Consider the following 22892-nt stretch of genomic DNA (forward strand, 5'->3'; position numbering starts at 1 on the left):
GTCCGGCACCGGAGTGCCGGACCCCGTCGTCCTGCGGTCGTTCAGGCTGCGAGCGCGTGGCCGGGGTGCAGAACCACCTTGGTGTAGCCCTCGATCCTCTGGTCGAACTTCTCGTACGCCAAGGGTGCCTCCTCCAGCGGGAGTTCGTGGGAGACCACGAAGCTGGGCTTGGCCCGCCCGGCGATGATGAGGTCGCGCAGCTGGCGGTTGTACAGCTTGACGTTGCACTGACCGGTGCCCATCTGCTGGCCCTTCTCGAACATCTTGCCGATGGAGACCAGGAGTTGGCCGTGCTTGGCGTGCTCGTCGGGAGCGCCCGGGTCCGAGGGGACGTACAGGCCGGGCACACCGAGCATTCCGGTCGGCCGCACCGTCTCGACCAGGGTGTTGAGGACGACCGCCGGCTCCTCGTGGCTGGCGTCCGAGGACTGGGCCTGGTAGCCGACGGCATCCACGCCCTTGTCCGTGCCTTCTCCGTCCGTCATCCCCTTGATCTGCTCCGCCGGGTTTCCCTTGGTGAAGTCGATGGGGATGGCCCCGATCTCCTCCGCCTTGGCGAGCCGCTCCGGCACGCGGTCCACGGAGAAGACCTGCGACGCACCGCGCAACAGCGCGGAGTAGGCGGCCATGAGGCCCACCGGTCCGGCTCCGTACACGGCCACGCTCTCACCCGGGGAGACCCTGGCGAGCTCGCATCCGTGGTAGCCGGTCGGGAAGATGTCGGCCAGCAGGATGAAATCCGTCTCGAACTGCTCGCCCGGCGGCAGCTTCAGACAGTTGAAGTCGGCGAACGGCACCCGTAGATGCTCGGCCTGCCCGCCGGTGTAGGGGCCCATCGCCACGTATCCGTAGGCGCCGCCCGCGAATCCGGGATTGACCGTGAGGCAGAACCCGGTCTTCCCGGCCAGGCAGTTCTTGCAGAATCCGCAGGCGACGTTGAAGGGCATGACCACCCGGTCGCCCTTGCTCAAGGAGACCACGCCGGGACCCGTCTCCTCGATGATGCCGAGATTCTCGTGCCCGAAGACGATGCCCGGCCGGGCCGCCGTGCGGCCCTCGTACATGTGCAGGTCCGAGCCGCAGATCGCGGACGACGTGATGCGTACGATGACGTCGTTCGGGTGCTGGATCGCGGGGTCCTCGACGTCCTTCACCGATACTGAGAAAGGCTTTTCGTAGACGACGGCTTTCACTGATGTCACCTCCGGTTGACGCTCGGTAGCGGCGGCGGACAGGCAGTCGCGACCGGGTGACCATCAGGAACGACCGGCTCCGGCCGCGCATCCTGCGCCGCGGCTCCGGCTGTCCGTCTTCGTCGGATACCTTCAGATAACGCCGCTACGGGCCGGGCTGCAAGCGATCGGGCGGATGCACGGCGGGCGGGGCGGGACGGGTACGTCCGGTCACCGCCCGTGCTCAGCCCGTGGCCTCCAGCCCGTGCCCGACCGGAGCCGGCGCGGCGGTGTCCCCGCCGGGCTCCTCCGCCCACAGCGACCGCACATGCCCCAGATGCCGGGTCATGCAGGCCTCCGCGCCCTCGGCGTCGCCGGCGAGCATCAGGTCGAGGAGTTCCAGGTGTTCCTCGGCCGACGGGACCAGTTCGTCGCGCTCGTCGAGTGCGACCAGACCGTAGAGCCGCGAGCGTTTGCGCAGATCGCCGACCGTCTCGACGAGCCGTTCGTTGCCGGCCAGTCCGAGCAGGGTGAGGTGGAAACGGCGGTCCGCCTCCAGATAGCCGATCAGGTCATGGGCGCGCGCGGCACGCACGATCTCCTCGGCGACCGGCCGGAGCGCCTCCAGTTGTTCCCGGCCCACCGAGCGGGTGATCCGGCCGGTCATCGGCACCTCGATCAGCAGACGGATCTCGGTGTACTGGTCGAGGTCGCGCTCATTGACCTCGGTGACCCGGAACCCCTTGTTGCGCACCGGCTCGACCAGGCCTTCGCGGGCCAGGTCGAGCATCGCCTCGCGCACGGGCGTGGCGGAGATGCCGAAGTCCTCGGCGAGCGCCGGGGCCGAGTACACCTGGCCCGGGCGGAGTTCACCGGCGATCAGGGAGGCACGCAGGGCGTGGGCCACCTGGTCGCGCAGCCGCTCCCTGGCGGTGACGAGGTTGCGCTGCTTGAGATGGCCCATGGTGATCCCTTCGTGGCGCCGCGGATCACAAGAGTACAATGTCACGTTGTTTGCCTGGAGTTGGCGCCCGAACCGCCCGCGCTACGGGTCCGGGCACCGTGCAGCCGTGGTCGTCAGAGCAGGAAGCCGGCCGGGAACGGATCGTCCGGATCGAGGAAGTACTGCGCCGTGCCCGTGATCCAGGCCCGCCCGGTGATCGTGGGCACCACCGCTGGCAGCGGGCCCACGGTGGTCTCGTCGACCAGCTGCCCGGTGAACTCCGTACCGATGAAGGACTCGTTGACGAAGTCCCGGTGCAACGGCAGCTCACCGCGCGCATGCAGCTGCGCCATCCGCGCGGAGGTGCCGGTCCCGCAGGGCGAGCGGTCGAACCATCCCGGGTGGATGGCCATGGCGTGCCGCGAGCGGTGCGCGTCGGAACCCGGCGCCGCGAGATACACGTGCTTCAGCCCGCTGATCTCCGGGTGCTCCGGATGGACGGGCGCGTCCGCGGAGTTGACGGCCTCCATGATGGCGAGACCCGCGGCGAGCAGTTCGTCCTTGTGGGCCCGGTCGTAGGGCAGGCCGAGCGCGGACAGCTCCACGAACGCGTAGAAGTTCCCGCCGAACGCCAGGTCGTAGGTGACGGTGCCGAGCCCCGGCACGCGCACCTTGCGGTCCAGGGCGACGCAGAAGGCCGGCACATTGGTGAAGGTGACGGCCTTGGCGGCCCCGTCCTCGACCCGGACCGCGGTGGTGACCAGACCGGCCGGCGTGTCGAGACGGACCGTGGTCACCGGCTCGGTGACCGGCACCATCCCGGTCTCGACGAGGACGGTCGCGACACCGATCGTGCCGTGCCCGCACATCGGCAGCAGCCCGGACACCTCGATGAACAGGACACCGTGGTCGGCGTCGGGCCGGGTCGGCGGCTGGAGGATCGCACCGCTCATGGCGGAGTGCCCGCGCGGCTCGCACATGAGCAGTCGGCGCAGAGGGTCCATGTGCTCGATGAAGTGCAGCCGCCGCTCGGCCATCGTGGCCCCGGGGACCACCCCCACCCCGCCGGTGACCACCCGGGTGGGCATGCCCTCGGTGTGGGAGTCGACGGCGTGGAAGACATGACGGGTACGCATACGGCTCTCTCCGGTCGGTCGGCGGATCTCTCCGGGTGGGGGACGGCGGGCACCGGGTGCGACGTTCAGTGACGGCCGTCGGCGAGTGCCTTCCCGGTGGCTGCGCGCACCGCCGCCTCGTGCGCTTCGTCCAGGGGCAGCCGCGGCGGCCGGGCGGGACCGCCTCGGCGCCCGGCGATGTCCATGGACAGCTTGATGGCCTGGACGAACTCGGTCCTGGAGTCCCAGCGCAACAGCGGGTGCAGTGATGTGTAGAGCGGCATCGCCGTGGCGAGGTCGCCGGCGGCGGCCGCGTGGTACAGCTCGGCACAGCTGGCGGGAAAGGCGTTGGGGTAGCCCGCGACCCAGCCGACCGCCCCGGCGAGCATGAGTTCCAGCAGGACGTCGTCGGCACCGGCCAGCAGATCGAGACCGGGTGCGAGGGCGGCCAGTTCGTAGGCGCGTCGTACGTCGCCGCTGAACTCCTTGACCGCGACGACATGTCCGTCGTCGTGCAGTCGCGCCAGGAGGGCGGGGCTCAGGTCGACCTTGGTGTCGATGGGGTTGTTGTACGCGACGACCGGCAGCCCCACCCGTGCGACCTCCGCGTAGTGCGCCTTCACCGCCCGCTCGTCGGCGCGGTAGGCGTTGGGCGGCAGCAGCAGCACCGAGCCGCAGCCCGCCTCGGCCGCCTGCTCCGCCCAGCGGCGCGCCTCGGCGCTGCCGTACGCGGACACGCCGGGCATGACCCGTGCCGGGTCGCCCGCCGCCTCCACGGCGGTGCGCACCACGTCGGCGCGCTCCCGCTCCGTCAGGTTCTGGTACTCGCCGAGGGAGCCGTTGGGCACCACCCCGTCGCAGCCGTGGGCGATCAGATGCCGGACGTGTTCGGCGTAGGCGTCGTGGTCGACGGACAGGTCCTCGCGCAGCGGCAGCGCGGTGGCGACCATCAGTCCGCGCCAGGGGCGGGCGGAGCTCCAGAGGTGTGCGTGTGCGGTCATGTGAGGCCCTTCGCTCTGCGGGGAGTCGGGAGACAGGTGCACGGTGGGGGAGTCGGCGGGAGCCCGACGGGTCGGGCGGCCGACTGCCCCTCGAACGGGGAATGTTCAGTCGTCGGGAGGGCACTCGGCGAGCGTGCCCAGCAGAACCGGGGCGGCGAGCAGGCGCCGGCCGGGGCCGCCCTGCTCGCCGGGGGGCCCGTCGCCTGCGGCGAGGCACGAGACGGCGTGCCCGCACACCCGGCCCTGGCACCAGCCCATGCCGGCCCGCGTCAGCAGTTTCACCGTCCGGGCGTCGCGGGCACCGAGCAGGTCCACCGCCTCGTGGATCAGGGCCGCCGGAACCTCTTCGCAGCGGCACACCTCCGTCTCGCCGGTCAGCCATGTGCTCCAGCCGGGGCGTGGCGCATGGACCTCCGCCATGGCCTCGGCGAAGACACGTGCCCGTGCCCGGAGCCGGCGGAGTGCACCGCCGCCGGGCCGTACGCCGAGCAGCCGGGCGGCCACGGCGCGCGCCGCCAGCTCCCCCTCGACACGGGCGAGCCGGGCCCCGCCGACGCCGGCCGTCTCGCCCGCCGCGAAGATCCCGGGCACCGAGGTCTCCTGGGTGCCGTCGACCACCAGCGCGTGCGCGCCGTCCGGGGTGGCGCGGGTGGCGCAGCCCAGGGCGGTGGCGAGGTCGGTGTGCGGCAGCAGCCCGTGACCCACGGCGACGGCGTCGCACGGGATGCGGTGCCCGGTCCCGGGTTGCGGCCGCCATGCGCGGTCCAGCCGTGACACCGTCACCGCCTCCACCCGGTCGGTGCCGTGGACCCGGGTGACCGCGGAGCCCGTGCGGACCGGGACCCCGTGGCGCAGCAGCACCGCGCCGTGCACCGCCGCCTCGGCCAGCTTCCCCGGGTTGGCGGCGAGGGCGCGAGGCCGTGCCGCGTAGCGCAGGTATCCGGCGGCCTCGACCACCGCGGGCACGCGGGCACCCGCGGCGGCGAGCGAGGCGGCGGCCGCGAGCAGCAGGGGGCCGCTGCCCGCGACCACCACGCGCCGACCGGGCAGCACGAGGCCGGACTTGAGCATGGCCTGGGCACCGCCGGCCCCGATCACACCGGGCAACGTCCAGCCGGGGAAGGGCAGATGACGCTCGTACGCGCCGGTGGCGAGCAGCACCGTCCGTGCCCGGATCCGTACGGACCTGCCCTCGCGGCCCGTGCCGTCCTGGTCCGCGACGCCAGGATCACCGGCACCGTGGGCTGCGCCGTTGCGGCCCGTGCCGTCCTGGTCGGCGCCGCCCGGATCGCCGCCGTCGCGGGCGCCGTTCGAGCCGGGGCCGGTGTCGTGGGCGCCGTTCGTGTCGACCGCGGCGTCGGTGTCGTCCCCCTGTACCGCGTGCACCACCCACAGCCCCTGCTCGCCCGGTGTCACGGCCCACACATGATGCCGCGGCAGATACAGGGCGGAGCCTCGGCGCAGGCGGTCGCGCAGGGTGGTGAAGGCCGTCCAGTCGTGGTGCAGTCTCCCGGGGCGCCGGGCGCCGAGGCCGGCCGCGGGATGGCGGTAGTACTGGCCGCCGAGCTGCGCCGAGCCGTCCAGGAGGGCGACGCGCAGCCCGAGTTCGGCCGCTGTCACGGCGCCCGCGAGCCCGGCCGGACCGGCACCGATGACGGCCAGGTCGTGGACCGTCTCGTGGGCGGCGGGTTCAGACGGCGAGATCGGCACGGCCGGCTCCCTCCTGTGTGGTGACGGCGTCTCCCGGGCACGCCGGGACGAGGCAGGCCCGGCGGTTGGGCCGCCCGTTGACCGTGGCGAGGCAGTCGTGGCACTGCCCGATTCCGCAGAACGCCCCACGCGGACGGCCGCCGCCGCGGGTGGTGCGCCAGGAGAGGATGCCCGCGGACCACAGGACGGCTGCCAGGGACTGCCCGGGCAGCGCGGGTACGGGGCGGCCGTCGAAGGTGATCTCGAACGCCGGTTCCGGGTGCGCGTCGGCGCGGTCAGCAGGGGTGCGGGCCATGCGGGTTCTCCTCTCCGCTTCGATGTGGGGGCACGGCTCCCGAGGGCGGCGTTCCCGCGGCCGTCGTGAACCGCTCGGGGGCGAACGGCGCCATGGGCAGGGGGAGTTCACCGCCGGTCAGTACCCGGGCGACGAGCAGCCCCGTCGCGGCGGCCAGCCCGATGCCGGCGCCCTCGTGGCCGCAGGCGTGCAGCAGGCCCGGCACCCGCGGGTCGGCCCCGATCGCGGGCAGGTGGTCGGGCAGATACGGGCGGAACCCGGCATAGGCACGCATGACCTGCACTCCGGCGAGCACCGGGAACAGCGCCTTGGCGCCCGCCGCGAGCCGGGACAGCGCCGGAACCGACAGCGAGCGGTCGAAGCCGGTCCGCTCACGGCTGGCACCGATCAGCACCGGACCCGCGCGCGTGCCCTCGACGACTGCCGATGTCTGGAGCGCGGCCGAGTCGCTGGCCACGTCGGAGACGTAGTCCGCCGCGTAGACCTTGTGGCGCACCACACGCGGGAGCGGCTCGGTGACCAGGACGAATCCGCGGCGGGGGAGTACGGGCAGCGGGACCCCGGCGAGCGCGGCCACCTCACCGGCCCAGCTGCCCGCGGCGTTGATGACGAAGGGCGCGGACAGCTCCCCGCGCGTGGTGCGTACGCCCCGCACCTCGCCGCGCCGTCCGGTGAGCAGAGCGGTGACCTCCTCGCCGAGCCTGAGCCGGGCGCCGGACGAACGCACCAGATGCGCGGCCGCCACGGCGGGCATCACCTGGGCGTCCTGCGGATAGTGGAAGCCGCCCGCGAGGCCCGGGGCGAGATGGGGCTCGAGCTCGCGCAGGCGCTCGCCCGGGACCTCGGACGCGATGACCCCCGCGGCGCGCTGCGCGGCGGCGAAGGTGCGCAGGGCGGCGAGCCCGGCCCCGTCCGAGGCGACGACCAGGCCGCCCTTGGGTTCGTACTCCACGGCGGCGGGCAGGCCGGACGCGAGCTCCCGCCACAGAGCCGTGGAGAGCAGCGCCAGTTCGAGCTCCGGTCCCGGTTCCTTGTCGGAGACCAGCAGATTTCCCTCGCCGGCCCCCGTGCTGCCGCCCGCGACGGGGCCGCGGTCGACCACGGTGACGGTGAATCCATGACGGCCGGTGTAGTAGGCGCACGCGGCGCCGACCACGCCTGCTCCGATGACGACGACGTCCGCGGTGTCAGCCCTGGGCACCTCAGTAACATTTCACATTGCACTGGGGGTTGCCAAGGGGGGCGACGGCAACGGCGCGCTCCGCGAAGGAAGTTGTCGGGGGATCAACTTCCTTTCCATGCAAGAGGGTTGTCAGTGCAATGTCACATTACTACGTTACGTATCACATGGCAGCGCCATGACAACCAAGCCCGTTCGGAGCCCGTCCGGGCTCCCTCGCACCCCCCACGGGAGACAACGGTGTCTCAGCACAGACCCTTACGCGGAGCGTTGCTCACCGGCGCCCTGGCGGTGACGCTCCTCGTGCCGCTGGGCCGGCCCGGCGAGGCGTCCGCGAACACCCCGGCGCACACGGCCTCCCCGCCGCCGGCCGTCCGGACCGCCGCCCCGGACCGTCCCGGCCCCCACGACCGGGTCGAGCACATCGCCCGCGCCCCACGGACCCTGCGGGCCGATGCCGCTCCCGGTGCGTCGGTCCGCGGCCGTGAACCCGGCGCGCCGGGGCACGCCAGGGTCGCCGAAGCGCTGGCCCACGGCCGCACACCCGGCGCCGTCACCGACCCGCCGTCCACCGGCCGGGCCTCGGACGACTGCACCCTGGACCACGTCACGGCCCTGGACCCCGAGCGCTTCGCCGACTTCCTCGCCGAGCCCGGAACCACCGCCGACGACTGTCTGAGCCGGATCCTGTGGACCTGGGACCCCCGGCTCGCCCCCATCATGTCCGACGCCCACGTACAGGCAGTGTCCCGGCGCATCAGCCGGCTCGCCCCCGCCCACGACGGACGCAACGGCACCCATCTGCTGGAGATGTTCACCTACCTGCACGCGGTGGTGTACCAGGACTTCTCCCATTCCGAGATCGACGTCACCGACCCGCCCACCGCGGAGGCCATGCGCCGGGCCATCAACTCCTTCGGCACGGCCGCACGGTCCTTCACCGTCACCCGCAGCAACGCCGAGACCCTGCGCGAGGCCCTCTACACCGGCAGCGGACAGGGTCTGCGCCAGTCCCAGCTCGGACTGATCCGCAAGGTGCTCGCCACCATGGACCAGTACCACACGACCACCTACAAGGACCCGTCGTGGGGTGGCGCCGCCCTCGCCGCGCTCTCCGTGAACTACCTGGGCATCTACGAGGGCAACCACGACACCGCCTTCCGCACCCTGGTCGCCAGGAACACGGCGTACCGCGAGTCCTTCAGGAAGTTCTCCGGCTACGTCCACCTGAAGGACACCCCGAACGCCTGGACCGCACGTGACGCCCTCGGCGAGTACGGCCGCTTCGGCCAGATCCCCGAGCTGACCTCCGAGACGGTGTCGGGGCTGGGCGCACTGGTGTCCGTCACGGCCCGCAACTTCGGCGAGGGCAGCGAACCCTGGGTCAAGGTGGCGGGCTGGCTGGACTACTACAACGCCTGTGCGCCCTATGGAGTGTGCAAGGCGGACATCGAGCGCCGTCTCTTCCCGAACACGTACACGTACGACGACGGGGCCATCAAGGTCCGCACGGCGCTCGACCGCGCCACCGTCGACCAGCTGTACTACGCGAGCAAGCAGGTCAGGGCGCAGTTCCACCGCGTTCTGGGCACCGACGCGCCACTCGCCGGCGACGCCAACACCACGCTCACCATCGTGCTCTACGCCTCGCGCGCCGACTACGTCGCCTACCAGCCCTTCCTCACCGGCCTGAGCATCAACAACGGCGGCATGTACATCGAGGACGGTGCGACCTTCTACACCTACCAGCGCCGCGTCCCGGAGGACTCCTCACTCACCCTCGAAGAGCTCTTCCGGCACGAGTACACGCACTACCTGAACGGCCGCTGGGCGGTCCCGGGCACCTTCGGCGAAGGCCCCTGGTACGAGGGCGACCGCACCACGGCCATGGACGAGGGCACGGCCGAGTTCTTCGACGGCGCGACCCGCGACGACGGCATAGCCGTCCGGAAATCCCTCGTCCTGGGCGTCATCAGGGACACCTCGGGGGGCGGCCCCCGCATGACGGTGGACCAGCTTCTGCACGCCACCTACGACGGTGACGGCTTCCGGTTCTACGACTACGCGGGCACCTTCTTCGAGTACCTGTGGACCGAGCGGCCCTCACAGCTGCGGGAGATGTACGGCTACCTGCGCGCCGACGACCCCGCGGGCTTCGACGCCTGGCGCACCCGTATGGGTCACGACGCGGCCGTGCAGCGCGCCTACGACGCCTTCCTCGACACGCAGATCGCCCATGTCGACCAGCTCTACGTGCCCCACACCACCCCCGTGCCCAATGACCGCCTGACCTACGCCTCGGCCGACGACGCGCGCGCCGGGCTCCGGGAGGCCAGCGGCACGGAACCGGTCTGCACGACCGGCCCCGACACGACGACACGCCGGTTCATCTGCACCGGAACCGTCACCGCCGCCCTGTCGGACCCCGGGAACGCCGACCGCGTGTTCCGGGACATGTCCGAGGCCGCCGACCACACGCTCCTGGACACCACCCGTGACGCGGCCACCAACTTCGAGGACATGAACTGCTACTTCGGCACGGTCGACGTCGGCACCGGCGCCGCCGCGTACACCTGCGAGGGCCCGCTGCGCACATGATCCGTACCCGCGCAGCCGCGGGGCACCATCGAGCCGCCGGGGGTGTGTCCCACCCCCGGCGGCGGTGCGTCCGGAGGACGTCACCGCCGCCCGCCGGACGGACTCACCACGGCCGGCGACCGGACCACGTCGACACGGCGTCAGGCGCCGCACCGTCGGGACCCGGGGTCACCGTCAGGCGGAGGCCGTGCGCAGCCCTGCGCCAGGTGCCCGCAAGGCCGCCTGACGCACCGTCGCCGGGGCATTCCGGCGCGTCCGCCGATCGAGGGACGAAGGGCGCCACGGCGCTGCGTTGCCCGGGGCCTCGCGACCCCGGCACCGCCGAGGGCCCCACCGGCGGGTCGCCGTCCCGGCGTCGCCTCGGCCCGGCCCGGCCGATGCCCTGTCAGCGTCCCGCCCGGTGGGCCGGCGTCCCGCCCGGACGGGGTTCGAGCGGGTCCGGCGCCCCGTGCGCAGTACCGCGCACGATCACGTCCGGGTGATTGTCGGACGGCCATGTGCCACGCCATCGACGGCCGCTCTGCCACGTGTTCCGGATGGTTACCGGGCCTTCGGCCGTGGTTCATTCGCCGGGACGCGCGATGCGGCTCGCTCGCGGACATCCGATGGAGCGGGTGTTATTTCGCTTATGCATTCATATACGCGTCGCGCTGTGCTGGGTGCTTCGGTGATGGCCGTCGGTGCGGGTGTGGTGTCGGGCTGTTCGGCCTCCGGCTCACGCTCCGGATCGGGGTTCAGGGCCGGGAGCGGAGCGACCCCCGGCCTGCATCCCGGAACAGGATCGGGCGTGCCGCCCGGCACCGGATTCGTCCCGAAGGGCCCGAAGGGATACGTGGACCCTTCGGGCCCGGAGGTCCTCGCCGTGGAGCGGAAACGCGGGGCGGGTCCCGTGCGCTCGTTCCGGATGACCGCGACGCCGACCTCGTTCGACCTCGGCGGGCGGGTCGTGAAGTCATGGGGGTACGGGGACTCGCTGCCGGGCAAGGAGCTGCGCATCACCAAGGGCGACATCCTGGAGGTCACCCTGGCGAACCACCTGCCGGTGTCGACGACGCTGCACTCGCACGGCATCCGCCTGCGCAACGACATGGACGGCGTGCCGGACCTGACCCAGCGCGCCATCGAGCGGGGGTCGGAGTTCACCTACCGCTTCGCGGTGGAGCACCCGGGGACGTACTGGGTGCACTCGCACTCGGGCATGCAGCTGGACCGGGGCCTGTACGCACCCCTGATCGTGGAGGATCCCAAGGAACCGCTGCACTACGACAAGGAGTGGGTCGTCGTCCTGGACGACTGGCTCGACGGCGTGGACGGCTCCACCCCGGACGGGGTGCTGGCGGAGCTGCGCGGCAGCAATGCGCCGATGGACATGGGCATGAGCATGGGCATGGGTCCGCAGAGCGACTCCGGACACGGCCCGTCCGCGTCGCCCCACCCCAAGTCGTCCCCGAAGCGGCAGGCCGGTCCCTCCCGCCTCCTCACCCACTCGCACAGCGAGATGCTGCACAGTGAGGGCGGCAGCGTGAAGTACCCCTACTACCTGGTCAACGGCCGCATGGCGCACGCGCCCTCGTCGTTCAAGGCGCGCCCCGGGGACCGTATCCGCATCCGCATCATCAATGCGTCCGCGGAAACGCCGTTCCGGGTGGCGCTCGGCGGTCACGACATGATGGTGACCCACACGGACGGCTATCCCATCAAGCACACCAGGACGAATGCGCTGCTGATCGGCATGGCCGAGCGCTACGACGTACTGGTCACCGTGAAGGACGGGGTCTTCCCGCTGGTCGCGCTCGCCGAGGGCAAGGACGACCGGGCACTCGCCCTCCTGCGCACGGGCAAGGGCAGCACTCCGCCCCCCAACGTCCACCCGAAGGAACTGGACGGCGAAGTGGTGCCGGGGCGGCGCATGGAGCCCGACGACTCGGTGGCCCTCGACGACCGCCACCCCGACCGCGAAGTGCGCCTCAGGCTGACCGGCAACATGAAGGAGTTCAACTGGGCCTTCGGGCACAAGCCCTACCGCATCGAGGAGCGCGTCCCCATCGAGTCGGGTGAGCGTGTCCGGCTGACCCTGGCCAACGCGACGGACATGTGGCACCCCCTCCATCTGCACGGCCACACCTTCGCGGTGACGGGCCTCAACGGCGTCGGTGCCCGCAAGGACACCTCCATCGTGCTGCCGCACCGCAAGCTGGTGGTGGACTTCGACGCGGACAACCCGGGCCTGTGGATGCTCCACTGCCACAACCAGTACCACTCCGAGTCCGGGATGATGACGGTCCTCGGCTACCGCAAGTGACACCGGGCGGTGCACCGGACCGCGGCGGCCTTCATTCCGACATGACGGCTCCGTGCGGTCGTTGAAACGCCAGGAGTATTGACCCCCATCGGTCGGCAGTGGTTCAGTGGCTCAGCCACTGAGCCACTGCTCCACCGAGTCATGGGGGACGGCATGGAGACACTGCCGCGCGAGACCATCGTCGACGTCGTCGAGAACCGGCTGCGCGAGGACATCCTCGACGGGCGCCACCCGGCCGGCAGCTATCTGCCGCCGGAGCGCAGCCTCGCCGAGGGGTACGGCGTCACCCGCACCACGCTCAAGCACGCCTTCGGCCGCCTGGTGCAGGCGGGCCTTCTGGAGACACGCCACGGAGTGGGCACCCGGGTACGCGACTTCGCCCGCTTCGGCACCGCCGATCTGCTGCCGATGCTGGTGCGCCACAGCCCGGACTGGATCGGTCAGATCTTCGAAGTGCGCCGCGACATCGGCGCGTTGATCGCCGGGCGAGCGGCGGCCCGGGCCACCGAGGAACAGCGCACCGAACTGCGCACCCTGCTGGCCGCGGTCCGTGCCGCCGACGGCGGGGACGCGGTGCAGCTCGCCGACATCGAGGTGCACCGCGCCCTGGCCCGCGCCACCGGCAACCGCGTCTACGTCCTGCTGACGAACACCCTCTTCAACGCGTATCTGCCGGTCAGGGCCACCCTGGTGGGCCCGTTCACCGACGCCTCCGCCGCGCACGCCCGGCTGGAACCGGTGATCGCGGCCGTCACGGCGGGCGACCGGGAGGCGGCGCGGCGGGCCGCCGACGCGTATCTGACCGCGACGGAACGGATCATGATGGAGGGCCTCGCATGACCACGCACACCCGCACGGCGACGGGCCGACGGGGCACGGTCTTCAGGGAGACCATGACCGGCACCGTCCGCCTCCACGGCGACGGACGCACCCGCCGCGTCCGGCTCGACCTCGGTGTCGAGGCCGATCGTGTGCTGAGGCTCCTGGGCACGACCTGCGCGGGGGCGACGGGGCGCGTGCGGATCGCCGGCTTCGCAGACGACCCGGCCGCCGGGGGAGAGCTGGAGATATCCCCCCTGGCGCGGCGCCGCATCCGCTACCGGATCACCTTCACCGCCGACGGCCGCCGGTTCACGCTCGACGGATGGAAGTCCGTCACACCGCGCCGGCCGCTGACGTCGATGACGGTCCTGCCCTTCACGCTGTACGACGCGTCGGGAGCGCCGGCCGGCGAAGGCACCCTGCGCTTCCCGCTGGCGACCGGGATCGTGCCGTTCCTCGCGAGCTTCCGCTTCCCCAGGCGCGAGGACCCGGCCGCGCACGCCGCCGCCCGCTGGAACGGCGCACCAGGCCGCACGGAGGTCTGGTACACCACGGCGACCGATCCGAGGACCGGCGCGGGCCTGTGGCTGCACCACGAACTGGTCGCGCCGACGGACGGAACCGCGCCCTACGCCCACGGCTGGGCCGCGGTGTTCCCCAAGGAGGGACCGGTACGGCACGCACGCTTCGGGCCCGTGACGTGGCCCCGCGCCGCGGACGGCTTCGCCGCCGACGGAGTGGTGGCCGCGGGGGGCCGGCTCACCGGTTCCGCCGGGGACCTGAGCTGGGACCTGACCGAAGCCGCCACCGACGCCCCGCTGTTCACCTTCCCCCGTTGGGCCTGGCGCCGGCCGCTGCTGCCCGCCGCCCAGATGCTCCCGGCCGCCCGCGCCACGTACACCGGGACGGTCGCGTACGAGGACACGGCCGTCGCGCTCGACGCCGCGCCGGGCGCATCCGCCCGGATCTACGGCCACGGCAACGCACACCGCTGGGCCTGGCTGCACGCGGACCTCGGCGGGGGCGACGTGCTGGAGGTCGTGGCGGCGGTGTCCACCAGACCGGGACTGCGCAGGCTGCCACCGCTGGTGTTCCTGCGGCTGCGGCGGGACGGCCGCACCTGGCCCGGGCGGGCGGAACGCAGCGCGCTCGGCTGGGCCGGACTCGGCAGGTTCCGGTCGGTCATCGGCCTGCCCACCTGGACGGTGACCGGACGAGCCGGCCTGCGCCGCATCCGCGTCGAGGTCACCCAGCCGGAGGACCGCACCCTCGCGCTCGACTACACCGACCCCGACGGAGGACAGGCGACCTGCCGCAACAGCGAGCGGGCCGACGCCCGGATCGTGCTGGAGCGCTGGTGGGGCGGCTGGCGCACGGAAGCCCGGTGGACGCTCGACGGCACCGCGCACGCGGAGGTGGGCACCCGATGAGTCTCGCCGGATTCACCGCGGCCCTGCTCGCCGACGACGGCACGGAGCAGTGGCCCGCCCGGGCGGCAGGGCGCTGCGCCTCCGTACTCGCCTCCATGCCGCTGCCCGCCCGCGCCGGGCTCCGGGCAGCGGTGGGCGCCGTCGACGCCTACGCCGTGGCCCGCACCGGGCGCGGACTGGCCGGACTCACACCGGCCGAACGGGAGTCGGTGCTCGGCTCCCTCGGCGCACGTCCCGCGCTGCTGCCGCTGCTGGACGTGCTCAAGGTGCCGGTGCTGCTCGCCGCCGGAACCGAACGCATGCTGGAGCACGGCAGCGGCGCGCCGACGCTCACGCGTGACGACCCGCCGCTGGACTGCACACCGTCGGACGAGTGGCCCGCCCGCACCACCGCCGACGCCGTGGTCGTCGGCTCCGGGGCGGGCGGTGCCACGGCGGCACGCACCCTCGCCCGCGCCGGACTCCAGGTCGTCGTCCTGGAGGAGGGCCTGCACCACACCACCGCGTCGTTCGGCCGGCGAACCCCGCTGGAGCGGTTCACGGAGCTCTACCGGGACGGCGGAGCCACCGTGGCGCTGGGCTCCCCGCCCCTTCTGCTGCCGGTCGGCCGGGCCGTGGGCGGCACCACGGTCGTGAACTCCGGCACCTGCTACCGCACCCCGGACCATGTACTGGCGCGCTGGGCCGACGACTTCGGGTTCGCGCCCGCAGCACACTTCGGTCCCCTCCTGGACGAGGCCGAACGCACCCTGCGGGTGGCCACCCAGCCCCTGGACGTCCTGGGCAACAACGGCCGGATCGCCCTCGAGGGGGCCGACCGCCTCGGCTGGAAGGCCGCGCCGCTGCGCCGCAACGCCCCCGGATGCCGGGGCTCCTGCCAGTGCGTGGTGGGCTGTCCCACCGGTGCGAAGCAGAGCGTCCAGCTGTCCGTACTGCCCGACGCGTGCGCCGCCGGTGCGCGCATCGTGACCGGGGCTCGCGTCCGGCGCATTCTTGTGGAGCCCGACCGCCCCGGCGGCCCACGGGCCGCGGGTGTGCGGGTCCGCCGGGAGAGCGGGGGCGAACTGGAGATCCTCGCGCCGCTGGTGGTCGTGGCCGCGGGCGCACTCCAGTCGCCGCCCCTGCTGCGCCGCTCGGGCCTCGGCGCGCATCCTCGGCTCGGCCGGAATCTCAGCGTGCATCCGGCGACCAGCGTCGCCGGCAGGTTCGCCGAGCCCGTGACCGCCTGGGAGGGCGTGCTGCAGAGCGTCGGCGTCGAGGAACTGCACGGCGAGGGCGTCCTGATCGAGGCGACCGCGACCCCGCCCGGCATGGGGTCCTTCGTCCTGCCTGGTCTGGGGCGCGAACTGCGCGGCGAACTGGAGGACTCGTCCCGCCTCGCGACGCTCGGCGCGATGATCGCCGACCGCCCGTCGGGCCGGGTCCTGGGCCGCGACCGGACGCTCGTCCGCTACGACCTGCACCCGCGGGACGGCGACCGCCTGATGCGGGCCGTGCGTGCCATGGGCGAACTCCTCTTCGCGGCGGGCGCGCAGGAGGTCCTGACCGGAGTTCCCACGGCCCCGCGCGCCCGCACCCTGGCCGACCTGGACGAGATCCTGGGCAGGATCGGGCCGAGGCTGCTGCATCTGTCCGCCTACCACCCCACCGGCACGGTGGCCGCGGGCTCCGACCCGCGGCGCTTTCCGGCGGACGCGGACGGAAGGCTGCGCGGCGTGCACGGTGTCCTCGTCGCCGACGCGTCCGTGCTGCCGGGCTGCCCGGAGGTCAATCCGCAACTGAGCATCATGGCGGCGGCGCTGGCGGTCAGCGAGGCGTACCTGGAGCGGTGAGGGGTCCCGCGCAGGGCCGTCCTCAGGTGGCGCCGTCGGGGGTGAAGACGACGGGGAGCCGTTCGGGGCCGCGCAGGCCTCCCGGCCGCCACCGCAGCTCGGCGCGCGGCACGGCGAGGGCGAGGCCGGGCAGGCGGCGCAGTGCCGTACCGATGGCGATCGCGCCTTCCAGGCGGGCCAGTGGTGCCCCCAGGCAGTAGTGGATGCCGTGCCCGAACGCGAGATGGGCGTTGTCCCGCCGGGTGACGTCGAGGCGGTCGGGATCGGGGAACTGCGCCGGGTCTCGGTCGGCGATGGCGGAGGCGACGAGTACGGTCGCGCCGCGAGGGACGGCCACCCCCGCGATGGTGAGGTCCTCGCGTGCGAACCGCGCGATACCGGGGCTGACCGGCCCGTCGTACCGCAGGAACTCCTCGACGGCGCCGGGCAGCAGCTCCGGATCGTCCCGCAGCAGCGCCAGTTGGCCGGGGTGGGCGAGCAGCGCGGCGATGCCGCTGCCGATCAGGTTGACCGTGGTCACGTATCCCGCCACGAGCAGCAGGAACGACATCGCGATCAGCTCGTCCTCGTCCAGCCGGTGGTCCTCGTCGCGGGCGGCGATCAGCGCGCTGAGCAGGTCGTCGCCCGGCCGGGCCCGTTTGGTGTCCAGCAGCGCGGCCAGATAGGTCCGCATCTGCCGCCATGCGGCGTCCACCCGTACGGGGTCCGGCCGCTGTGTGCGGCGCACGGTCATCTCGTGCGTCCACTGCTGAAAGCCGTCCCGGTCGTCCGGGGGCACCCCGAGCAGTTCGCCGATGACGGTGACCGGAAGCGGCAGCGCGAAGTCCTGGACGAGGTCGGCGTGCCCGGTCGGCGCGAACGCGTCGATCAGCTCGTCGGTGACCGCCTGCACCCGGGGGCGCAGCCCGGCCACCCTGCGCGCCGTGAACGCCTTGGAGACGAGACGCCGCAGACGTGTGTGGTCGGGCGGGTCGGAGCGCAGCATGTTGCGGAGCATGGACTCGCGCTCGGTGACCGGCAGCATGTCCACGAGCCGTGGGTCCGAGGCGTCGTGGACGTCACTGCCGAGCCGTGGGTCGGACAGGGCCGCGAGGCCGTCCTCGTACCGGGTGACCAGCCAGGCCTCCAGGCCGCCCGCGAGCACGGCACGGCGTACCGGGCCTTCCTCGCGCAGCTGTCGGTAGAGCGGGAAGGGATCGGCCACGAACCCGGGGTCGGTGTAGGGAAGGGGGACCGGCTGCTGGCTCATCGTGCCTCCCGGGCACGTCGCACCTTCTTCGCGGCCGGGCCGAACGACCCTGCGGCCGACTTGGGCCCTGTGAGGCTATACGCCCAGTGTGCCGGTTCCCGGGATTTCAGTTGAGCGAGGGCATCAGCGGCTGGTACGCCGTCATCATGGTGTACCCGAAGCCGTGACGCAGCGGACGAGGCGGCACCTCGCCGAGGGCGCTGTCGTCGGCGGCACGGCCGGGCCGTACGTGGGTGCTCCACTCGTCGCCGTGCACGGTCAGCGTGACCGCGGACAGGGGCGGCACATCGAGGTGCCAGAAGGTCCTCGCCGGTACGCAGAGGGCGTGCACCAGGGCGGCCCGGATGACGGTGGGTTCCGTGATGGCCAGGGTGTGGCCCGTGCCGGCGGCCCGCAGATCGCCCAGCCAGTGCGCCGTGCGCCGGCACAGCTCGCGCACCGACTCGCCACCGTGCGGGGCCGCATCCGGGTCCGTCAGCCAGGCGCTCAGCCCGTGCGGGTCCGTCGCGGCGACGTCGTCGACCGTGCGGCCGAGCCACTTGCCGTAGTCGAAGTCGCGCACCGCGAGCTCGAGCGTCGTCTCGAGGCCCAGGGCCTCGGCCGCCTGCTCGCAGCGCATCGAGGGAGCGCGTACGGCGGGGGAGTGCGGGGGGAGCGCCGGCGCGGCGGCGACTGCCTCGCGCAGGGTGCGCTCGTCGAGAAGGCCGTCCCCGAAGACTCCGGCCGTGTTTCCGGAGGGTGCACACAGGAGTGTCAGGCGGACCGTCATGGGGGGGCCTCCTTCCGGGTCCGGCGAGATGCCGGATGGTGCGGGTTCCGGCGGGTTGCCGCCGGAGGATGTGGGGCGGGAGCGTCCATGATGTCCGAATCCCGCCGTGGTTGTCGTTGTCGGCTACGCCACCCGTCAGCCGATCAGACGGGCGGGTCTGGTCGCGGCGTACAGCATGTACTCCAGTGGTCCTCGGCGGAAGACCCTGGTCCAGGCCGACGCCAGCAGCATCGCGACGGCGGCGAGGACGATCAGGGCCGGCAGGGCCGCGGAGTCCGGCAGGTCCCCGATGCCCAAAGTCCTGATGGCGACGATGTGGCCGACGTACACGGTCAGCGAGACCGAGCCGACCGCGCTGACGGGACGGGCGAACCGCCGCAGCCGCGCCGACCGCTCGACGGCGATCAGGCAGCCGGCCAGGACCAGCAGGCCCACGCCGGTGTTGCCGAGGATCGACCAGGTCGTCTGGCTGTGCGGCGCCGCGACCAGCAGCCACTGCGGGGTGCTGACCGGGTCGCCGACGGCGTCGGACCACCAGGCCGAGGCGCCCGCCCGGGTGTGTGCCGCCGCGTTCACGGCGGTCACCGCGCCGGGGACCAGGTGCAGGGCCAGCCACGAGCCGCCGTATCCCAGCACGGCCAGTGCGCCGCCGGACAGTGCCAGCCTCTGCGGAACCCCGGGCCGCCCCAGGTCGAGCCGGGCCACCGCCATTCCGGCGATGATGAAGGGCAGCCAGGTCAGTACGGGATAGTCGCCGGTGACGAGCAGGCCCACGACGCCGTCCGAATCGGTGAGCCGGGCGAGCGGGTCGTGGGCGATGATCGCGTCGGCCCAGCTGCCGCCGTCGATCGCTGCCCGCAGCACGTAGAGCACCTGGGGCATGACCAGCGCGGCACCCGCGGCCACGGCGGCCAGGGCGGCGGTGCGCAGCCGGCACAGCGGGAGGGCCATGACCAGGGCCAGCCCGTAGTAGGCGAGGATGACGTCGACGTCGGTGTTCAGCGCGGTCAGCGCGTATCCCAGAGCCACCAGGATCACGGACCGGATCAGCACGCGGCCGGCGGCCTGACGCCTCGCGGGCCCGGTGTAGGGCTGCGGTCGGCCGGTGAGCAGAACCAGCGTGAAACCGGCCAGCAGGGCGAACAGGGCCGAGGACCTGCCCCGTGCCACCTCCATCAGCCAGCCCACCGAGCCGCCCGTCGAGGGATCGGGCCCGATATGCGCCGCGAGCATGCCGAGCACGGCCAGCCCACGGGCCAGATCGACGCCGACCAGACGCACACGTGACGGCGCGCTGCTCCCACTGTGCGTGGGCGCTGCCGTGGCCGGCACGTGCACTGCCAGGTCGTGCGTCATAGGCTCCAGAGTCGGGGACACCGCAGGTCACATCCATCCGGCAGGTCTCCGGAACCGCCCCCGCCGACTGGCTGGCGCGGACCCGCTGTCCGGCCGGACGCGGTGCACGGCAGCGGCAGCGTCTCCCCCGGCGTGGTACGAATGCGAACAGTGGTCCGACGGCGAGTGGAGCACGCGTGATCCGGGTATTGGTGGTCGATGATGAGGCCCTGATCCGTACGGGCTTTCAGCGCATCCTGGACGCAGCGGACGGTATCAAGGTCGTGGCCGCTGTCAACGGAGGCCAGGCCGTCGGCGTGGCGCAGGAGGTGCACCCGGACGTCGTGCTGCTCGACATCCGGATGCCGGACGTGGACGGCCTGACCGTGCTGGACACACTGCTCCGGCTCCCGAATCCTCCGGTGGTGGCCATGCTCACGACGTTCGACATGGACGAATACGTGGCGACGGCGCTGCGCTCGGGCGCCGCGGGCTTCCTGCTCAAGGACACCGACCCCGAAGAGCTGCCGTTCCTCGTCAGGTCCCTCGCCGAAGGCCGCACCGTCCTGTCGTCGAAGGTCACCCGGACGGTCGTGGACGCCTATCTGAGCGCCGGCTCCCAGGAGCCCGCCGCCCGCGCACTCGACCGGCTGACCGACCGTGAGCGCGCTGTCCTCGTACATATAGGCGAAGGGTTGTCCAACGCCGACATCGCAACGCGGATGCACCTGAGCACCGGCACCGTCAAGGACCACGTGAGCGCGATCCTCACCAAGCTCGAGGTGGGAGGCCGGGTCCAGGCCGCGCTGCTCGCCGAACGCGCCGGCCTCCTCAGGCCGTCGCGGGACGAGGAGGAGCCGTGATCCCCCGCAGCCTGCGGGCACGGGCCTGGGACGCCGCCGCCGTCGGCGCCGCCCTGCTCGACGTCTGGGTCCACGCCGACGTCACGACGCCGCGCCTGGTGTGCGCCCTGGTCGCGGCAGCCGCCCTGCTGATGCGCCGGCGCTGGCCGCTGCCCACCCTGCTGCTGACCCTCCCCGCCGTCCTGTTCTCCGACGCGATCATCGCCGGACTGATCGCGCTGTACACCCTCGCCTCCCTCTCCCGCAGCCGGATGTTGCTGGCGGTCTGCGCCATCGGGTTCACGCTGAGCGACATGGTCTACCTGCCCTCGATGAACCTGGACTTCACGAGGGCGAAGACGCTGATCACTCTGGGTTACACGGCCGCCACCTGGGCCGCTCCCGTGTTCCTCGGCCAGCTCGTCCAGGCCCGGCGCGATCTGTCGCTGCGGCTGGTCGAGATCGCCGAGGTGCGGGACCAGGAGCAGCTGCTGACCGCCCAGGCCGTGCTCGCCAAGGAACGCGCGCAGCTCGCCCGTGAGATGCACGACGTGGTCTCCCACCAGGTCAGCCTGATCGCGGTACGGGCCGGGGCCCTCCAGGTCGGCAGCGGGGACCCCGAGGTCAAGGAGGCCGCCACCACCATCAGGCGGCTGAGCGTGCAGACGCTGGACGAGCTGCGGCACATGGTCGGCGTCCTGCGCGCCTCGGGCGGCCGGGTCACGGAGCTGACCCCGCAGCCCTCGCTCGCCGATCTGCAGCGGCTCGTGGACGGCAGCGGCATCGACGCCCAGCTGACGACCGACCTCCCCGGCAACCTTCCGGCGACGGTGCAGCGCGCCGTCTACCGCACCGTCCAGGAGGCGCTGACCAATGTGCGCAAGCACGCTCCCGGAGCCACCGCGAGAATCCACGTGCGCCAGCAGAACGGCACCGTCGGCGTCACGGTCGTCAACAGCGCACCGACCCGGCCCATCGTCCCGCTGCCCAGCTCGCACTACGGCCTCGCCGGGCTGAAACAGCGCGCCGCGCTCCTCGGCGGCACCGTCACATCGGGCCCCACCCCCGACGGCGGGTACGAGCTGACACTCCGGCTCCCGGCCGAGGGCGCACCGTGATCCGTCGGATCGCCCGTTCCGGCCGCCATGGCGTCGGGCCGCGGGGTGGAGCGGTGGGAGCGGGACGCGTCGCCGCCGGGGACGACGGACGCGCGCCGCCTATTCGCTGATCGACGCGGCCGGCCGGTACGTAGACCCGCGAGAGGCGGTGACACCGATGCCCGACAGGTCCGTTCCGTCGCGCACGCTGCTCGGAACCTGGCCCACGCCACTCGAACCCATGCCCCGGCTCGCCCGCGTACTCGGCCTCGCCCGCGACGACCTGTGGGTCAAACGCGACGACCTCACCGGCCTGGGCGGCGGTGGGAACAAGGTGCGCAAACTCGAGTGGATCTGCGGTGCGGCGCTCGCCGCGGGTGCCACCGTCCTGGTGACCACCGGCGCACCACAGAGCAACCATGCGCGGCTGACCGCCGCCGCGGGTGCCCGGCTGGGACTGGACGTCGTGCTCGTCCTCGCCGGCGCGCCCGACTCCTCGGCCTCCGGCAATCTGGCACTCGACGGGCTCTTCGGCGCCAGGGTCGTCTGGGCCGGCGACGCCGGCGGGCAGGCCCTGGCCTCGGCCGCCGGACTGCTCGCCGAGCGCCTCCGACGACGGGGCGCCGTCCCGGCCCTGATCCCCTTCGGCGGCTCCAGCGTCGACGGCGCGCGCGGATACGTCGAGTGCGGCAGCGAACTCCTCGACCAGGGTCCGCAGCCCGCGACCGTCGTCGTCGCGCTCGGCTCCGGCGGCACGATGGCCGGTCTCGTCCACCGGCTCGGCGCCGAGCGGGTGCTCGGTGTCCACGTCGGCGCCGTGCCGGACCCCGAACGAACCGTCCGCGAGCTGGTCGAGGGCCTGTCCGGCGATCGCGCGGCGGACCTCCGGCTGCGCCTCGACCAGGTCGGCGACGGCTACGGCACGCTCACCGAACAGGCCCTGTCCGCCCTCACCCTGACCGCACGCACCGAAGGTATCGTCCTGGACCCGATCTACACCGCGCGTGCCATGGCCGGACTGATCGCCGCCGTCGAGGACGGTGAGATCGCCCCCGGCATGCGCACGGTCTTCCTGCACTCGGGCGGCCTGCCCGGACTGTTCGGGCACCCCGCCACCCTCGCGCAGGCCGGGGCGGCGCTCGCCGCGCGGGAACTCCAGGGACCCTGAACCGCACGGACGGCTTGGTGACTCCGCCGCTG

Annotated in this window: 18 protein-coding genes; 8 read left to right on the forward strand and 10 right to left on the reverse strand. The window is 72.8% G+C overall.

The genetic code is table 11. The features are described 5' to 3' along the window. Positions 1–41 precede the first annotated feature (41 nt). The 7 genes from ACWCP6_RS35170 to ACWCP6_RS35200 form a co-directional block, all read right to left on the reverse strand. Positions 42–1193, reverse strand: coding sequence for a glutathione-independent formaldehyde dehydrogenase (locus ACWCP6_RS35170; RefSeq protein ID WP_450936709.1), 1152 nt, complete (start codon positions 1191–1193; stop codon positions 42–44). Positions 1194–1416: 223 nt separating this feature from the next. Next, positions 1417–2136: a GntR family transcriptional regulator gene (locus ACWCP6_RS35175; protein ID WP_450936710.1), complete on the reverse strand. Its 720-nt coding sequence runs from the start codon at positions 2134–2136 to the stop codon at positions 1417–1419. 113 nt (positions 2137–2249) lie between these two features. Next, the gene (locus tag ACWCP6_RS35180) at positions 2250–3251 is read right to left on the reverse strand and encodes a proline racemase family protein (RefSeq protein ID WP_450936711.1); all 1002 of its coding nucleotides are present in this window, start codon (positions 3249–3251) and stop codon (positions 2250–2252) included. Positions 3252–3316: 65 nt separating this feature from the next. Beyond that, positions 3317–4231 carry a dihydrodipicolinate synthase family protein gene (locus ACWCP6_RS35185; RefSeq protein ID WP_450936712.1) on the reverse strand — a complete coding sequence of 305 codons (915 nt, stop codon included), beginning with the start codon at positions 4229–4231 and terminating at the stop codon, positions 3317–3319. A gap of 105 nt (positions 4232–4336) precedes the next feature. Further along, positions 4337–5941 (reverse strand): FAD-dependent oxidoreductase, encoded by a 1605-nt coding sequence (locus tag ACWCP6_RS35190; protein WP_450936713.1) that lies wholly within the window; start codon positions 5939–5941, stop codon positions 4337–4339. Next, complete coding sequence (locus ACWCP6_RS35195) at positions 5922–6236, reverse strand: (2Fe-2S)-binding protein (protein WP_450936714.1); 315 nt, start codon at positions 6234–6236, stop codon at positions 5922–5924. Before ACWCP6_RS35195 ends, ACWCP6_RS35190 begins: the two co-directional genes overlap by 20 nt. Continuing rightward, the gene (locus ACWCP6_RS35200) at positions 6217–7437 is read right to left on the reverse strand and encodes an NAD(P)/FAD-dependent oxidoreductase (protein ID WP_450936715.1); all 1221 of its coding nucleotides are present in this window, start codon (positions 7435–7437) and stop codon (positions 6217–6219) included. The genes ACWCP6_RS35195 and ACWCP6_RS35200 overlap by 20 nt, the downstream gene beginning before the upstream one ends. Before the next feature lie 219 nt (positions 7438–7656). Here ACWCP6_RS35200 and ACWCP6_RS35205 point away from each other — a divergent pair, with 219 nt between their 5' ends. The 5 genes from ACWCP6_RS35205 to ACWCP6_RS35225 all read left to right on the forward strand — a co-directional run bounded on the left by ACWCP6_RS35205 (position 7657) and on the right by ACWCP6_RS35225 (position 16400). Continuing rightward, a complete protein-coding gene (locus ACWCP6_RS35205; protein WP_450936716.1) occupies positions 7657–10014 on the forward strand; it encodes a collagenase in 2358 nt (785 codons plus the stop codon). Positions 10015–10642: 628 nt separating this feature from the next. Then, positions 10643–12316, forward strand: a complete 1674-nt coding sequence (locus ACWCP6_RS35210) for a multicopper oxidase family protein (protein ID WP_450936717.1) — start codon at positions 10643–10645, stop codon at positions 12314–12316. Positions 12317–12469: 153 nt separating this feature from the next. Further along, a complete protein-coding gene (locus ACWCP6_RS35215; protein WP_450936718.1) occupies positions 12470–13156 on the forward strand; it encodes a FadR/GntR family transcriptional regulator in 687 nt (228 codons plus the stop codon). Further along, positions 13153–14568 carry a hypothetical protein gene (locus ACWCP6_RS35220; RefSeq protein WP_450936719.1) on the forward strand — a complete coding sequence of 472 codons (1416 nt, stop codon included), beginning with the start codon at positions 13153–13155 and terminating at the stop codon, positions 14566–14568. The genes ACWCP6_RS35215 and ACWCP6_RS35220 overlap by 4 nt, the downstream gene beginning before the upstream one ends. Then, positions 14565–16400 carry a GMC family oxidoreductase N-terminal domain-containing protein gene (locus tag ACWCP6_RS35225; RefSeq protein WP_450936720.1) on the forward strand — a complete coding sequence of 612 codons (1836 nt, stop codon included), beginning with the start codon at positions 14565–14567 and terminating at the stop codon, positions 16398–16400. The genes ACWCP6_RS35220 and ACWCP6_RS35225 overlap by 4 nt, the downstream gene beginning before the upstream one ends. A 22-nt stretch (positions 16401–16422) precedes the next feature. On the opposite strand, the gene ACWCP6_RS35230 is transcribed toward ACWCP6_RS35225, so the two are convergent. The 3 genes from ACWCP6_RS35230 to ACWCP6_RS35240 form a co-directional block, all read right to left on the reverse strand. Then, positions 16423–17649: a cytochrome P450 family protein gene (locus ACWCP6_RS35230; protein ID WP_450936721.1), complete on the reverse strand. Its 1227-nt coding sequence runs from the start codon at positions 17647–17649 to the stop codon at positions 16423–16425. Positions 17650–17755: 106 nt separating this feature from the next. Next, positions 17756–18418 carry a histidine phosphatase family protein gene (locus ACWCP6_RS35235; protein ID WP_450936722.1) on the reverse strand — a complete coding sequence of 221 codons (663 nt, stop codon included), beginning with the start codon at positions 18416–18418 and terminating at the stop codon, positions 17756–17758. A gap of 135 nt (positions 18419–18553) precedes the next feature. Then, positions 18554–19774: a DUF418 domain-containing protein gene (locus ACWCP6_RS35240; RefSeq protein WP_450936723.1), complete on the reverse strand. Its 1221-nt coding sequence runs from the start codon at positions 19772–19774 to the stop codon at positions 18554–18556. Positions 19775–19950: 176 nt separating this feature from the next. Between ACWCP6_RS35240 and ACWCP6_RS35245 the strand changes: the two genes are divergently transcribed. The 3 genes from ACWCP6_RS35245 (at position 19951) to ACWCP6_RS35255 (ending at position 22860) form a co-directional block, all read left to right on the forward strand. Then, positions 19951–20616 (forward strand): response regulator, encoded by a 666-nt coding sequence (locus tag ACWCP6_RS35245; protein ID WP_450936724.1) that lies wholly within the window; start codon positions 19951–19953, stop codon positions 20614–20616. Next, entirely contained in the window at positions 20613–21713 is a 1101-nt protein-coding gene (locus ACWCP6_RS35250; RefSeq protein WP_450936725.1) for a sensor histidine kinase, read from the forward strand. The genes ACWCP6_RS35245 and ACWCP6_RS35250 overlap by 4 nt, the downstream gene beginning before the upstream one ends. Before the next feature lie 157 nt (positions 21714–21870). Beyond that, entirely contained in the window at positions 21871–22860 is a 990-nt protein-coding gene (locus ACWCP6_RS35255) for a D-cysteine desulfhydrase family protein (RefSeq protein ID WP_450936726.1), read from the forward strand. Positions 22861–22892: the final 32 nt, after the last annotated feature.

It is taken from the genome of Streptomyces sp. NPDC002004, from assembly GCF_053593975.1.

Coding starts and splice junctions, on each gene's coding strand:
- ACWCP6_RS35230 (WP_450936721.1), bottom strand. CDS start 17,649: ATGAGCCAGCAGCCGGTCCCCCTTCCCTACACCGACCCCGGGTTCGTG.
- ACWCP6_RS35240 (WP_450936723.1), bottom strand. CDS start 19,774: ATGACGCACGACCTGGCAGTGCACGTGCCGGCCACGGCAGCGCCCACG.
- ACWCP6_RS35220 (WP_450936719.1), top strand. CDS start 13,153: ATGACCACGCACACCCGCACGGCGACGGGCCGACGGGGCACGGTCTTC.
- ACWCP6_RS35235 (WP_450936722.1), bottom strand. CDS start 18,418: ATGACGGTCCGCCTGACACTCCTGTGTGCACCCTCCGGAAACACGGCC.
- ACWCP6_RS35225 (WP_450936720.1), top strand. CDS start 14,565: ATGAGTCTCGCCGGATTCACCGCGGCCCTGCTCGCCGACGACGGCACG.
- ACWCP6_RS35210 (WP_450936717.1), top strand. CDS start 10,643: ATGCATTCATATACGCGTCGCGCTGTGCTGGGTGCTTCGGTGATGGCC.
- ACWCP6_RS35255 (WP_450936726.1), top strand. CDS start 21,871: ATGCCCGACAGGTCCGTTCCGTCGCGCACGCTGCTCGGAACCTGGCCC.
- ACWCP6_RS35195 (WP_450936714.1), bottom strand. CDS start 6,236: ATGGCCCGCACCCCTGCTGACCGCGCCGACGCGCACCCGGAACCGGCG.
- ACWCP6_RS35175 (WP_450936710.1), bottom strand. CDS start 2,136: ATGGGCCATCTCAAGCAGCGCAACCTCGTCACCGCCAGGGAGCGGCTG.
- ACWCP6_RS35185 (WP_450936712.1), bottom strand. CDS start 4,231: ATGACCGCACACGCACACCTCTGGAGCTCCGCCCGCCCCTGGCGCGGA.
- ACWCP6_RS35215 (WP_450936718.1), top strand. CDS start 12,470: ATGGAGACACTGCCGCGCGAGACCATCGTCGACGTCGTCGAGAACCGG.
- ACWCP6_RS35180 (WP_450936711.1), bottom strand. CDS start 3,251: ATGCGTACCCGTCATGTCTTCCACGCCGTCGACTCCCACACCGAGGGC.